Annotated in this window: 12 protein-coding genes; all 12 read left to right on the top strand. The window is 66.6% G+C overall.

Annotation, left to right across the window (positions count from 1 at the left end):
- Nucleotides 1–7: 7 nt before the first annotated feature.
- The 12 genes from V6D40_RS00875 to V6D40_RS00820 all read left to right on the top strand — a co-directional run bounded on the left by V6D40_RS00875 (nucleotide 8) and on the right by V6D40_RS00820 (nucleotide 12,736).
- Nucleotides 8–1,246: a phosphotransferase gene (locus V6D40_RS00875; RefSeq protein ID WP_334265146.1), complete on the top strand. Its 1,239-nt coding sequence runs from the start codon at nucleotides 8–10 to the stop codon at nucleotides 1,244–1,246.
- 18 nt (nucleotides 1,247–1,264) lie between these two features.
- Nucleotides 1,265–2,611, top strand: a complete 1,347-nt coding sequence (locus tag V6D40_RS00870; RefSeq protein WP_334265145.1) for a replication-associated recombination protein A — start codon at nucleotides 1,265–1,267, stop codon at nucleotides 2,609–2,611.
- Nucleotides 2,612–2,662: 51 nt separating this feature from the next.
- Nucleotides 2,663–5,332, top strand: coding sequence for an alanine--tRNA ligase (gene alaS / locus V6D40_RS00865; RefSeq protein ID WP_334265144.1), 2,670 nt, complete (start codon nucleotides 2,663–2,665; stop codon nucleotides 5,330–5,332).
- 101 nt (nucleotides 5,333–5,433) lie between these two features.
- Entirely contained in the window at nucleotides 5,434–5,928 is a 495-nt protein-coding gene (gene ruvX / locus V6D40_RS00860; RefSeq protein WP_334265143.1) for a Holliday junction resolvase RuvX, read from the top strand.
- A complete protein-coding gene (mltG, locus tag V6D40_RS00855) occupies nucleotides 5,925–7,076 on the top strand; it encodes an endolytic transglycosylase MltG (protein ID WP_334265142.1) in 1,152 nt (383 codons plus the stop codon). Before ruvX ends, mltG begins: the two co-directional genes overlap by 4 nt.
- Nucleotides 7,073–7,894, top strand: coding sequence for a shikimate dehydrogenase (locus V6D40_RS00850; RefSeq protein ID WP_334265141.1), 822 nt, complete (start codon nucleotides 7,073–7,075; stop codon nucleotides 7,892–7,894). Before mltG ends, V6D40_RS00850 begins: the two co-directional genes overlap by 4 nt.
- Before the next feature lie 10 nt (nucleotides 7,895–7,904).
- A complete protein-coding gene (locus tag V6D40_RS00845; protein WP_334265140.1) occupies nucleotides 7,905–8,303 on the top strand; it encodes a prepilin peptidase in 399 nt (132 codons plus the stop codon).
- A 12-nt stretch (nucleotides 8,304–8,315) separates the two neighbouring features.
- Entirely contained in the window at nucleotides 8,316–9,545 is a 1,230-nt protein-coding gene (gene aroC / locus V6D40_RS00840) for a chorismate synthase (RefSeq protein ID WP_334265139.1), read from the top strand.
- Between the two features lie 62 nt (nucleotides 9,546–9,607).
- Complete coding sequence (locus V6D40_RS00835; protein ID WP_334288641.1) at nucleotides 9,608–10,123, top strand: shikimate kinase; 516 nt, start codon at nucleotides 9,608–9,610, stop codon at nucleotides 10,121–10,123.
- A gap of 10 nt (nucleotides 10,124–10,133) precedes the next feature.
- Complete coding sequence (gene aroB / locus V6D40_RS00830) at nucleotides 10,134–11,189, top strand: 3-dehydroquinate synthase (RefSeq protein ID WP_334265138.1); 1,056 nt, start codon at nucleotides 10,134–10,136, stop codon at nucleotides 11,187–11,189.
- Between the two features lie 17 nt (nucleotides 11,190–11,206).
- A complete protein-coding gene (gene aroQ / locus V6D40_RS00825; protein WP_334265137.1) occupies nucleotides 11,207–11,641 on the top strand; it encodes a type II 3-dehydroquinate dehydratase in 435 nt (144 codons plus the stop codon).
- 3 nt (nucleotides 11,642–11,644) lie between these two features.
- Nucleotides 11,645–12,736, top strand: coding sequence for an aminopeptidase P family protein (locus V6D40_RS00820; RefSeq protein WP_334265136.1), 1,092 nt, complete (start codon nucleotides 11,645–11,647; stop codon nucleotides 12,734–12,736).
- The last annotated feature ends 8 nt before the right edge of the window (nucleotides 12,737–12,744 follow it).

The raw sequence follows: 12,744 nt of genomic DNA, 5'->3' as shown, positions 1-12,744 counted from the left end.
AGCGCACATGGACCAGGACGCGGCGATCGCGGTCGCTGAGGACATCCTGACCCGCCGCTACGGCGGCACGCAGAAACTGGGGGATGTGGCCCGCCTGTCCGGTTCCGGCGTCGCGGCCGTCTACCGGGCCAAGGTGGCAACGAACCCGTTCCTGCAGCACCGTTCGGTGGTGGTCAAGCACGCGCCGACAACGGGCTTCCCGCTTGACGACGCTGCGTTTCTACGCGAAGTGGTGTCGTATCAATTCGCGACGTCTCTCAGCAGCGATGTCCGGCCCGGGCCGGTGCTGCTGGCCTACGACATGGACGAGCGGATGATCGTGCTCTCCGACGTCGGCGACTGCGACACCCTCGCGGAGATGCTGGAGCGCGCTGACGAGGAGCAGCACATCAACATCCTGCGCAACCTTGGCACCGCGCTCGGCCGCATGCACGCCGGCACCGCCGGCAAGGAGCAGGCCTTCGACGTCTTGTTCGCGCGCATGACGCGGGCAGAGACAGACGCGCAGCAAGTGCAGCGCGTGCGCGATCGGTTGCTGTCCCACCGAATCCGCTTGGGACTGTCGATGCTGGCAAACGCCGGTTTTGACGTTCCGGCGGAGGTGTCGGTCGCGGCGGCGAACCTGCAGTCGCGCCTGCTGCGGGGTGGCTTGCGCGCGTTTACCCCCTTCGATCTGAGCCCCGACAACGTCTTGTACACACCGAGCGGTACCCAGTTCCTGGACTACGAGTGGGCAGGTTTCCGCGATGCGTCTTTCGACGTCGCCTTCGTCTTGACGGGGTTCCCGCTCTACGTCTCCCCGCGGCCTTACAGCGACGAGGCGGCGGGGGCGTTCATCGACGCTTGGTTGCGCGAGGTGCGCGAAACCTGGCCGCTGCTCAACCACGAAGACACGCTGCAAGCCCGCATCACAGGCGCGATGATCGGCTGGGCGCTGTCTAGTCTGAGCATGCTCAACCCGGTGGCTTTCCGGCAGTTGAGTGAGGCAGACACCGAACTCGCCGCGGAGTTCGCCCGCGCTGGCCTCGAGCTGACCTCCGAAGCGGTGGACCAGCTCGACTTCGACGCCTCGGGCGACGTGCTGCGCCCGGCGTCTCAGGGGCCGTTTACCGACGAGGAGCAACTTGTCCGCGAGGACCTGCGCGAGACGTTCAACGCGCTCGCCAGCTACGCGGGCACCGGGCGCGACACCGCCTACCTGGTTATCTCTGATTTTGCGGCCCAGGTCGCCGCGCGGTTGGCGTAGACGGAGACAGACGCGGCGATGACGCAAGGCGGATTGTTTGGGGATGAAGGGGCGGATAAGGGGGCGTCGATAAGCCAGCGGGGCTCAAGCTTCTTCGAAGTCTCGAGCGACGCACCCCTGGCCGCGCGCATGCGGCCGCAGACCCTGGAACAGGTCGCGGGGCAAGAGCACCTGCTCGGCGAGGGTAAACCGCTGCGGCGGCTGGTGGAAGGATCCGGCGCGGCGAGTGTGATTCTTTACGGCCCGCCCGGCACAGGTAAGACGACGATCGCCTCTTTGATTGCAAAGACGATGGGGCAGAACTTCGTCGGGCTCTCGGCGCTGTCATCTGGCGTGAAGGAAGTCCGCGCCGTGATCGACCAGGCCCGGCGCGACCTTGTGCGCGGCGAGAAGACGGTGCTGTTCATCGACGAGGTTCACCGGTTCTCTAAGACCCAGCAGGACGCGCTGCTTGCGGCGGTTGAGAACCGCACCGTTCTCCTGGTCGCCGCGACGACGGAGAACCCGAGTTTTTCGGTGGTGGCGCCGCTGTTGTCGCGCTCGCTGCTGATGAAGCTGGAGCCGCTGAGCGACGACGACATCCGCGCCGTGCTGCGTCGCGCCGTGGACGAGGCGCTCGACGTGGTGGTGGACGGTGAGGCCCTCGACCAGCTGACCCTTTTGGCCGGCGGCGACGCGAGGCGGGCGTTGACATATTTGGAGGCTGCCGCGGAAGCGGTGCCCGCGGGCGGCACCGTGACCGAGGACGTGGTGCGGCAAAACGTCAACCGCGCGGTGGTGCGCTACGACCGCGACGGCGACCAGCACTACGACATCACCAGCGCGTTCATCAAATCGATCCGCGGGTCGGACGTGGACGCCGCGCTGCATTACCTCGCGCGCATGATCGAGGCGGGGGAGGACCCCCGGTTCATCGCCAGGCGCTTAGTTATTCACGCCTCGGAGGACATCGGCATGGCGGACCCCACGGCGCTGCAGACCGCTGCCGCCGCCGCCCAAGCGGTGCAGTTCATCGGCATGCCCGAAGCTCGTCTCACCTTGGCGCAGGCGACGATCCACCTGGCCACCGCGCCGAAGTCGCCGTCGGTGATCCAGGCGATCACGCGGGCGCAGGAGGATGTCCGCGCTGGCCGCGTGGGGCCGGTGCCGCCGCACCTGCGCGACGGACACTACGAGGGCGCGAAGGCGCTGGGCCACGCCGTCGGCTACAAGTACCCCCACGACGATCCCCGGGGAGTGGTGGAGCAGCAGTACGTTCCGGACGGTTTGGAAGACGCCGTGTACTACGAGCCGACCGACCACGGGGCCGAGAAACGCATCAGCGAGTACCTTGGCAGGCTCCGGCGCATGGTGCGCGGGAACTAGCGGGGTAGAGTTATGCCGGATTTTCCAATCAGCTGAAAGGACGTACACCCCGTGCAGACACATGAGATTCGGGAACGGTTCACCAACCACTTCGTCGAGGCCGGTCACGCCGAGGTGCCGAGCGCGTCGCTGATCCTCGACGACCCGACACTCCTCTTCGTCAACGCCGGCATGGTGCCGTTCAAGCCGTACTTTTTGGGTCAGCAGACCCCGCCGTTCGAGAACGGCCTGGCCACCTCCATCCAGAAGTGCGTGCGCACGCTGGACATCGAGGAAGTCGGCATCACCACCCGCCACAACACCTTCTTCCAGATGGCGGGCAACTTCTCCTTCGGCCAGTACTTCAAGGAAGGCGCGATCAAGCACGCGTGGGCGCTGCTGACCGGCTCGGTGGAAGAAGGCGGGTACGGCCTCGACCCGGAGCGGCTCTGGGTGACCGTCTACACCGACGACGACGAAGCCGCCAGCATCTGGGAGAACGAGGTCGGTGTTCCAGCTGAGCGTATCCAGCGCATGGGGATGGAGGACAACTTCTGGTCCATGGGTGTGCCTGGCCCGTGCGGTCCCTGCTCGGAGATCTACTACGACCGCGGCCCGGAGTACGGCAAGGAGGGCGGTCCGCTTGCCGACGACAACCGCTACATGGAGATCTGGAACCTCGTGTTCATGGAGTCCATCCGCGGCGCCGGCGACAAGAAGGGCGGGTTCGAGATCCTCGGCGAGCTGCCGAAGAAGAACATCGATACCGGCCTCGGCGTCGAGCGCGTAGCGTGCATTCTGCAGGGTGTCGACAACGTCTACGAGACGGACCTCCTGCGCCCCGTAATCGACGTGGCGCAGGAGCTCACCGGCACGCGCTACGACACCGGCAACCCGGCTGACGACGTGCGCTTCCGCGTGATTGCGGACCACTCGCGCACCGCCATGATGGTCATTCTCGACGGCGTGACCCCGTCCAACGAGGGGCGCGGCTACATCCTGCGCCGCTTGCTGCGCCGCATCATCCGTTCCGCCCGCCTGCTGGGGGCCACCGGCGAGGTGATGCAGCCGCTCATGAACACCATCATGGACACGATGACGCCGTCGTTCCCCGAGATCGCGGAGAACCGCGAGCGCATCCTGCGCGTCGCTCTTGCTGAGGAGCGCGCATTTTCCAAGACCCTGGAGTCCGGCACCCACCGCTTCGACGAAACGGCTGAGGCTCTCAAGACCGCCGGCAGCACCGTGATGACGGGCGCGCAGGCCTTTGAGCTGCACGACACCTACGGTTTCCCGATCGACCTGACCCTGGAGATGGCCCGCGAGGCAGGCCTCGACGTGGACATGGAGGCCTTCGATGCCGCGATGCAGGAGCAGCGCGACCGCGCAAAGGCCGACAACAAGGCCAAGAAGATGGGTAACCGCGACGACTCGCTGTACCGCAAGTGGGTGGACGAGCACCCGACCAAGTTTGTGGGCTACGACCAGCTGGTGCACGAAGCGAACGTCATCGGCCTAGTCCGCGACGGCCAGAAGGTCGGCGAGGTCGCCCAAGGCGACGAGGTGGAGGTGATCCTGGACGTCACCCCGATGTACGCCGAGGCCGGCGGCCAGATGGCTGACCGCGGCCGTCTTCTGGTCGGCGACACCGTGCTGGACGTCAACGACGTGCAGAAAATCGGCAAGAAGCTGTGGGTGCACAAGGCGACGGTGCAAAACGGCGGGCTGGACCTCGGCCAGACGGTGACCGCGGAGGTCGACGGCGCGTGGCGCCACGGCGCGCGCCAGGCCCACACCGCGACCCACCTCATCCACGCGGCGCTTCGCCAGGTGCTCGGCCCCACCGCGGTCCAGGCGGGCTCGCTGAACAAGCCCGGCTACCTGCGCTTCGACTTCAACTACACCGACCAACTCACCGATGAGCAGCTGGCGGAAATCGCCACGATCACCAACCAGGCGGTCGACGCCGACTTCGCGGTCAACACCATCGAGACGTCCTTAGACGAGGCGAAGGCGATGGGCGCGATGGCGCTCTTCGGCGAGAACTACGGCGACCGCGTCCGCGTTGTGGAGATCGGCGGCCCGTTCTCCATCGAGCTGTGCGGCGGCACGCACGTGGACCACTCGTCCCAGATCGGCCCGGTTGCTGTGCTCGGCGAATCCTCGGTTGGTTCGGGGGCCCGCCGTATCGAGGCGTACTCGGGTCTCGAATCCTTCCGCTACTTCTCCAAGGAGGCGGCGCTTGCCTCCGGCCTGGCCAGCGAGCTGAAGACGCCGAGCGACCAGCTGCCAGAGCGCATCGCGCAGCTCACCGAGCGCCTGCGCGCGGCTGAGAAGGAGATCGAGGCCCTGCACCGCGCGCAGCTTTTGGCCAACACGGGCGACATCGCCCGCAAGGCGGAGACCCTCCCCAGCGGCCGCAAGCTTGCCGCCGTCCACTTGCCGGACGGAATCAACACCGGCGACCTGCGCACGATGGCAGGTGATATCCGCGGCAAGCTCAACGGCGGGGATGCCGTGGTGGTGCTCGCGTCGAACGACGGCGGCAAGGCAGCGTACGCGGTTGCTGCCACCCAGGATGCCGTGGCGAACGGTGTGAAGTCCGGCGACCTGGTCAAACTCGTCGGCGGGTACGTCGGCGGCAAGGGCGGCGGCAAGCCGGACCTGGCCCAGGGCTCGGGCTCCGCACCCGAGGGGATTGACCAAGCGCTCGCAGCCGTGCGCGAGGAACTTGGCCGGTAGCCACGTAACGAATTGGTTACACCCAAGTCGGCGTTTCGGGTACGTTCAGGCGTTATCCAGCATTAGTTTGGTTGGAAAGCCCAACCCGAAAGGCGATGACGATGAAGGTACAGCCAGATGCGCCAGGGGTCGACGACCCCGGTAACGGCCGACGCCTCGGCGTCGACGTCGGCACTGTGCGCATCGGTGTTGCGGTTTCGGACCGTGACGCGCGTTTGGCCACCGCAGTTGAAACGGTGCCTCGGGTCACTGGCTTTAAGGACCAAGACGGCGACGACATCGATCGTCTTGTGCAGCTCACCAACGACTACGACGTGGTCGAGGTGGTTGTGGGTCTGCCACGAGATTTGCAGGGGAACGGCTCGAAGAGTGTCAAGCACGCGAAGGAAATCGCCTTCCGCATCAAGCGCCGCACCGGGTTGCCTGTGAAAATGGCCGATGAACGCCTCACCACCGTCGTTGCCTCCCAGGCGATCCGCGCTGCGGGAACGTCGGAGAAGCGCGCGCGGTCTTTCATCGATCAGGCGGCCGCTGTCGAGATCCTCCAATCTTGGTTGGACGGGCGAAACACCTATCTAAAGGAGAACGAATCGTGACCACCCGACGAAGCGCCCAAGGGCGGACACGCAGCGCTGCGCTGCTGATCGCCTCGATTCTGCTCATCATCGGCCTTATCGCATGGATCGCGGTGGCGCGCCAGAACGGCGCCCCGGACGATTTCACCGGAGACGGCAACGGCGTCGAGCAGGTCGTGGAAATCAAGGAGGGCTCGACGATTTCGGCGCTCGGGCCGGAGCTCGTGGAACGCGGCGTTGTCGCATCCGACGGCGCGTTCCAGACTGCCGCGGCGAACAACCCGGAATCCGACAACATCCACCCCGGGTTCTACCGCCTGCAGGGGGAGATGAGCGCCGAGGCCGCCGTGGCCGCGCTCGTCGACCCGGACAAGATGGTCACCCCGCTGAAGGTGTACGGCGGCGCCACCCTGATGGACATCAACGTTCTCGGCGGCCAGACCCGTTACGGCATCCTCTCGATGATTCAGGACGTGACCTGCGGCGGTGACAACATGAACGGCTGCGTCGACATTGAGCAGTTGAACAAGGTCGCCGCCAACGCCGACGCGGCATCGCTCGGCGTGCCAGAGTGGGCGCTCGAGACGGTAAACGCCCGCCAAGGCGACGCGAAGCGCCTCGAAGGTCTCATCGCCCCAGGCGACTACATCATCAACCCGCAGGCAAGCGCCGAGGAGATCATCACGGATCTGGTGACGCGCTCGGCCAAGCTCTACAACGACTCTGGCATTGTCGACCGCGCCCAGGCGATCGGGCTGACGCCGTACGAGCTGCTGGTGGCGGCCTCCCTGGTCGAGCGCGAGGCGCCGGCAGGAGAGTTTGACAAGGTTGCCCGCGTGATCCTGAACCGCCTGGATGAGCCGATGCGCCTCCAGTTCGACTCGACCGTGAACTACGATCTGCCGTCTGTGGAGGTTGCGACCACCGACGCCGACCGCGGCCGCGTCACCCCGTGGAACACCTACGCCATGGACGGCTTGCCGCAGACGCCGATCTCCTCGCCGTCGATGGAAGCGATCGAGGCGATGGAGAACCCGGCTGAGGGCAACTGGCTGTTCTTCGTCACCGTCGACAAGGACGGCACCACGGTGTTCAACGACACCCTGGAAGAGCACTTCGCCGACACCGAGCGCTCCATCCAGAACGGCGTTTTGGACTCGCAGCGATGACGTTTCGCGCGGCTGTGCTCGGCTCGCCGATCAGCCACTCGCTTTCCCCAGTGCTCCACAACGCGGGGTATAAGGCAGCGGGCCTTTCGGGTTGGGAGTACACCCGCATTGAGTGCACCGCGGAAGCGCTGCCGGAGACCGTCGAAGGCGCGGGGGAGGACTACCGCGGTTTCTCCGTCACCATGCCCGCCAAGTTCGCGGCGCTGGACTTCGCTGACGAGGTGACGGAGCGCGCCCGCGCGATCGGATCCGCCAACACGCTCGTGCGCACGGGCGCTGACACGTGGCGCGCCGACAACACCGACTGCGAGGGGTTGCTCATCGCGCTGGACGAGCTCATGCGCGGCCAGCAAATCACCAGCGCTGTCGTCGTGGGCGGGGGCGGCACCGCGCGCCCGGCGCTGTGGGCGCTGCGATCCCTCGGAGTTGAACACGTGACCGTGCTGAACCGCTCCGACCGCTCCGCAGAGCTTGCGTCGCTGACCGAGGGGATGGACGTCGCGTTCGCGCCGCTGGACGCGCGCACCGACATCGCCGGTCTGACCATGGCTGCCGACGCGGTGATCTCGACTGTGCCGTCTGCCGGCGTCGCCGACCACGTCAACGATCTCGCCCACGCGCCGATCCTCGACGTCATCTACAACCCGTGGCCGACGCCGCTCGCGGTACGCGCCGCCAGCCACGGCTACCACGCTGTCGGGGGCCTGAGCATGCTTGCAGGCCAGTCGTACTCCCAGTTCGAGCAGTTCACTTCAGTGGACGCCCCACGCGAGGCAATGCGCGCCGCGCTCTTCACACACGTGGCAGCGCAGCGCTAAGCTGCCAGCTATGGGGTGGGGGTTGGTTCTTTGCTGGTCGTTGGGGCTTTTGCTTGTCGACGCTACCCGCCACCGCCTCCCCGACGTCCTCACGTTGCCGGCGTGCGCTGTTGCGGTTGCGGGATGCGTCGTTAAGCCATATGCCCTCTGGGGGTTCGCGTGGCCCGCCTGTTACCTGTTCTTCGGGCGCGGCATCGGCGGCGGGGACATTAAGCTTGCGCTGCCGCTCGGCGTCGCGCTCGCCTTCTCCACCGGCCCGGGTGCGGTGGTGGCCGCAATGGTGCTGTCCGCGCTGTTCACCTGCCTGGTTGCGGTTTCCGCGGGCAAGCGCGAGGTGCCGCATGGACCGTCCATGATCGCCGCCTTTTGGCTCGTGTTCGTTAATGCACTCTTCATCGGCGCTGTGTGAGACAATGCAGCAATGCTTCGTTGGACCACCGCTGGAGAATCCCATGGACAGGCGCTCGTGGCGCTTGTTGAGAACGTGCCGGCCGGGGTGCCGGTGACCAAAGAAGAAGTCGCGCACCAGCTCTCGCGCCGCCGCCTCGGCTACGGCCGCGGCGCGCGGATGAAGTTTGAGGCCGACGAGCTGACCCTTCTGACCGGTATCGTGCACGGGCAGGCAATCGGCAGCCCGATCGCGATCGAGATCGGCAATACCGAATGGCCGAAGTGGACCACCATCATGTCCGCGGAGCCGGTGGATATGGACGACCCGGAAGTGGCGAAGGCGATGGGGTCCGGTCGAGGTGCCCAGCTCACCCGCCCGCGCCCGGGCCACGCCGACTACGCCGGGATGATCAAGTACGGCTTCACCTCGGCGCGCCCGGTTCTTGAGCGTTCCTCGGCCCGCGAAACCGCGGCGCGTGTGGCAGCTGGGTCCGTCGCGCGGTCCCTCCTGCGTGAAACGCTCGGCGTTGAGGTGTTCTCGCACGTGGTGTCTATCGGTGAGTCCGCGATATACGACGGCCCCAGGCCGACGTTCGCCGACATCGACGCGATCGACGCCTCTCCCGTGCGCGCCTACGACAAAGCGGCGGAAGAGGACATGGTCGCCCGAATCGAGGCGGCGAAGAAGGACGGCGACACCCTGGGCGGGATCATCGAGGTCATCGTCGACGGCTTGCCGGTTGGGCTTGGCTCCCACATTTCCGGCGAGCACCGCTTGGACGCGCAGCTCGCCAGTGCGCTCATGGGCATCCAGAGTGTCAAGGGAGTGGAGATCGGCGACGGCTTTGAAGAAGCCCGCCGCCGCGGCTCCCAAGCCCACGACGAGATGGTGCGTGAAGACGGGGAGCTGCGCCGCCTCACCAACCGGGCCGGCGGGCTCGAGGGCGGGATGACCAACGGCGAGCAGCTTCGCGTCCGCATGGCCATGAAACCGATCTCAACCGTTCCCCGCGCACTGAAAACCGTGGACATGGCCACCGGCGACGCGGCCACCGGTATCCACCAGCGCTCAGACGTCTGCGCGGTGCCTGCCGGAGGCGTGGTTGCGGAAGCAATGGTCGCCCTTGTGCTCGCGCGCGCGGTGACCGAGAAGTTCGGCGGCGACTCCCTCGAAGAGGTGCGCCGCAATGTAGCCTCCTACAACGAGTATGTGGCCCAGCGCCTGGCGTTTGACGCGGCGCCCGAGGAAGGTGATCGATGATGATTGATGCCCCCGAGAAGACACCCGAGGAGCAGGCACGGCCTGCGCACGAAGGTGTGCAGATGGTGAATTCCTTCCCGCGGGTGGTCCTCGTCGGGCCTCCGGGCGCGGGCAAATCGACCATCGGGCGCCGGCTGGCCAGCGCGCTGAACCTCCCGCTGGTGGATTCCGACACGCTGATTGAGCAGGGTGAGGGCAAGCCCTGCGGCGAGGTCTTCGCCGAGCTGGGCGAAGAAGAGTTTCGCAAGCTCGAGGCGGGCTACGTCGCCCGGGCGTTGGCGACTGGCGGCGTGGTCAGCCTGGGCGGGGGATCGGTGCTCACCGAGTCCACCCGCACCCTGCTGCAGCGGCACACCGTGGTGTGGATCGACGTCACCCCGGAAGAGGGGATCCGCCGCACCGCAAACGACACGTCACGCCCGGTGCTTAACGCCGCAAACCGCGAGGAGCACTACCGCAACCTGCTCGAAACCCGGGAGCCGTTCTACCGCGAGGTGGCGGACCACCGGGTGCGCACCGACTCCCGCCCGCCGCAGCGCGTGGTTGCGGAGGTCTTGAGCTTCATCGATACGGAATAGGGGTGCGATTTTGGCCACGATTGAAGTGACGGGACCGAATCCCTACAACATCCACATCGGCTACGACATCACGGGTGAAGTGGCCGGCCACGCGAAATCCACGGGAGCGCGCAAGGTCGCCGTCGTCTACCAACAGCCGCTCGCGGCAGTCGCCCGTGCAATCGCCAGCGACCTTGAGGCTGTCTGCGTGCAACCGCTGCTGCTGCCCGTCCCCGACGCCGAGAGCGGCAAGACGCTCAGCGTCGCCGGCGAGCTATGGGACGAGCTTGGCGCGGCAGGGTTTTCGCGGCAAGACGCGATTGTAGGCCTCGGCGGGGGAGCCGCGACTGACCTCGCTGGTTTCGTCGCCAGCGCGTGGATGCGCGGCATCAAGGTTATCCAGGTGCCGACGACGCTTCTGGCCATGGTGGACGCCGCCGTCGGCGGCAAAACCGGCATCAACACCGCCGCCGGCAAGAACTTGGTGGGCGCGTTCCACGAGCCGGACGCGGTGTTCATCGACCTCGAACGCCTCCACACCCTGCCTGAGGAGGAGATCGTCTCCGGCTCTGCAGAGCTGATCAAGACCGGCTTCATCGCGGACCCGGTCATCCTCGAGCTCTACCGCGACGGCGCAGACAAGCACTGGGAGGAGCTGGTGGAGCGCTCCGTGGCGGTCAAAGCGAACGTGGTCGGCCAGGACCTGAAGGAGGCCGGGCTGCGCGAGATCCTCAACTACGGCCACACGCTCGGCCACGCCATTGAGCGCCGCGAGGAGTACCGCTGGCGCCACGGCAACGCCGTCGCGGTGGGCATGATGTTCGTCGCCGAGCTGGCAAGAAGCAGGCAGCTTATCGACGACCCCCTGTACGCCCTCCACCACGAAATCCTCGCCACCGTCGGTCTTCCGGTGACCTACGACCCGGACGCCTTCGACGAGCTCTACGAGGCCATGACCCACGACAAGAAGAACCGCGACGGCCGGATCCGCTTTGTGGTGCTCGACGGTCTCGGTTCCTGCACCCGGCTTGAAGACGCGACTGTGGACGAAATGCGCGCCGCGTACGCCGCGGTGACGCGCCAGTAGAAGGAGGCAGGCCACTCATGACGATCCTCGTCCTGAACGGACCAAACTTGAACCGCCTAGGCAAGCGCCAGCCGGAGGTCTACGGATCCTTATCGCTCGACGACGTCGAGCAAATGGTGCGCGCCCGCGCCGCCGAGCTCGGCGTCGAGGTCGACTTCCGTCAAACCAACCACGAAGGCGTCATGCTTGAGTGGGTGCACGAGGCAGCCGATAACGCGTGGCCAGTGATTGTGAACCCCGGCGGCTGGACCCACACCTCGGTTGCCCTGCGCGACGCCCTGGCGGAGGTTGCGGACGGCGCGGGGTTTTTGGAAGTCCACCTCTCCAACGTCCACGCGCGCGAGCCGTTCCGCCACCACTCCTACCTGTCGCCGCTGGCGATCGGCGTGATCGCGGGCCTTGGCGCGCGCGGTTACGTCCTAGCACTCGAGTATTTAGCAAAGGAGCGATAGACCATGTCCATGGCCGACACCCGTTTTGAAACCCGCCGCCGCAAGCTCGCCTCTGAGCTGGCCGCGAAGCGCCTCGACGGCCTGTTAGTCAGCCACCTCCTGCACGTCCGCTACCTCTCGGGCTTCACCGGCTCCAACGCGGCGCTCATGGTGTTCAAGGACCGCTCGGCGCGCATCGCGACAGACGGGCGCTACACCACCCAGATCGCCGCAGAGGTGCCGGACATCGAGGCGACGGTCACGCGCCAGCTGAACGCGGAGTTGCTGGAAGGCGTCGCCGACGGCTACCGCATCGGCTACGAGGCCGACTACCTCAGCGTCACCGCGCTGGAGAAGCTTGAGAAGGTGTGCCCGGAGGGGGTGACGCTGGTGCCGGTCACCGGCGTTATCGAAGACATCCGCCTGACCAAGGACAACCTGGAGATCACGCGCCTGACCGAGGCTGCGGAGCTTGCGGCGCAGGCCTTGGCGGCGTTGATCGAGGAAGGCGGGGTGCGCTCAGGTCGCTCTGAGCGCGAGATCGCCGCCGATCTGGAGTACCGGATGCGCACGCTGGGGGCGGAGCGGCCAAGTTTCGACACGATTGTTGCCTCGGGGCCGAACTCCGCAATGCCGCACCACTCAGCCGGCGACCGCGCGCTGGAGCAGGGCGACCTGGTCACGATCGACTTCGGCATGCACCGCTTGGGCTTCAACTCCGACATGACGCGAACTTTCGCGATCGGCGAGCCGGAGGAGTTCCTGCGCGAGATCTACGAGGCCACCCTCGCATCCCAGCTCGCTGGCGTGCGAGCAGCCACCCCGGGCACCGCGCTCGCGGACGTTGACCGCGCCTGCCGGGAGGTTATCGACGAGGCCGGGTTCGGCGAGTACTTCGTCCACTCCACCGGCCACGGTGTTGGCCTTGAGGTGCACGAGGCGCCGTGGGCCGCGGCGACAGGCAAGGGCGAGTTGGCCAAGGACATGACGCTGACCATCGAGCCAGGCATCTACGTGCCGGGACGCGGCGGGGTGCGGATCGAGGACACGCTCGTAATCACGGACGGGGCGCCGCGGGTGATTACCGAATACCCGAAGGATTTGATCGTGCTGTAGCATTGCGG

It is taken from the genome of Corynebacterium sp. Marseille-Q4381 (assembly GCF_036881695.1).
GTDB lineage: Bacteria > Actinomycetota > Actinomycetes > Mycobacteriales > Mycobacteriaceae > Corynebacterium.
This window is presented reverse-complemented; position numbering and strand designations above follow the sequence as displayed.

What these genes read in the sequence shown, in the direction of transcription:
- V6D40_RS00875 (WP_334265146.1), top strand. Translation starts at nt 8, where the DNA reads ATGGACCAGGACGCGGCGATCGCGGTCGCTGAGGACATCCTGACCCGC.
- V6D40_RS00870 (WP_334265145.1), top strand. Translation starts at nt 1,265, where the DNA reads ATGACGCAAGGCGGATTGTTTGGGGATGAAGGGGCGGATAAGGGGGCG.
- ruvX (WP_334265143.1), top strand. Translation starts at nt 5,434, where the DNA reads ATGAAGGTACAGCCAGATGCGCCAGGGGTCGACGACCCCGGTAACGGC.
- V6D40_RS00850 (WP_334265141.1), top strand. Translation starts at nt 7,073, where the DNA reads ATGACGTTTCGCGCGGCTGTGCTCGGCTCGCCGATCAGCCACTCGCTT.
- V6D40_RS00845 (WP_334265140.1), top strand. Translation starts at nt 7,905, where the DNA reads ATGGGGTGGGGGTTGGTTCTTTGCTGGTCGTTGGGGCTTTTGCTTGTC.
- aroC (WP_334265139.1), top strand. Translation starts at nt 8,316, where the DNA reads ATGCTTCGTTGGACCACCGCTGGAGAATCCCATGGACAGGCGCTCGTG.
- V6D40_RS00835 (WP_334288641.1), top strand. Translation starts at nt 9,608, where the DNA reads ATGGTGAATTCCTTCCCGCGGGTGGTCCTCGTCGGGCCTCCGGGCGCG.
- aroQ (WP_334265137.1), top strand. Translation starts at nt 11,207, where the DNA reads ATGACGATCCTCGTCCTGAACGGACCAAACTTGAACCGCCTAGGCAAG.
- V6D40_RS00820 (WP_334265136.1), top strand. Translation starts at nt 11,645, where the DNA reads ATGTCCATGGCCGACACCCGTTTTGAAACCCGCCGCCGCAAGCTCGCC.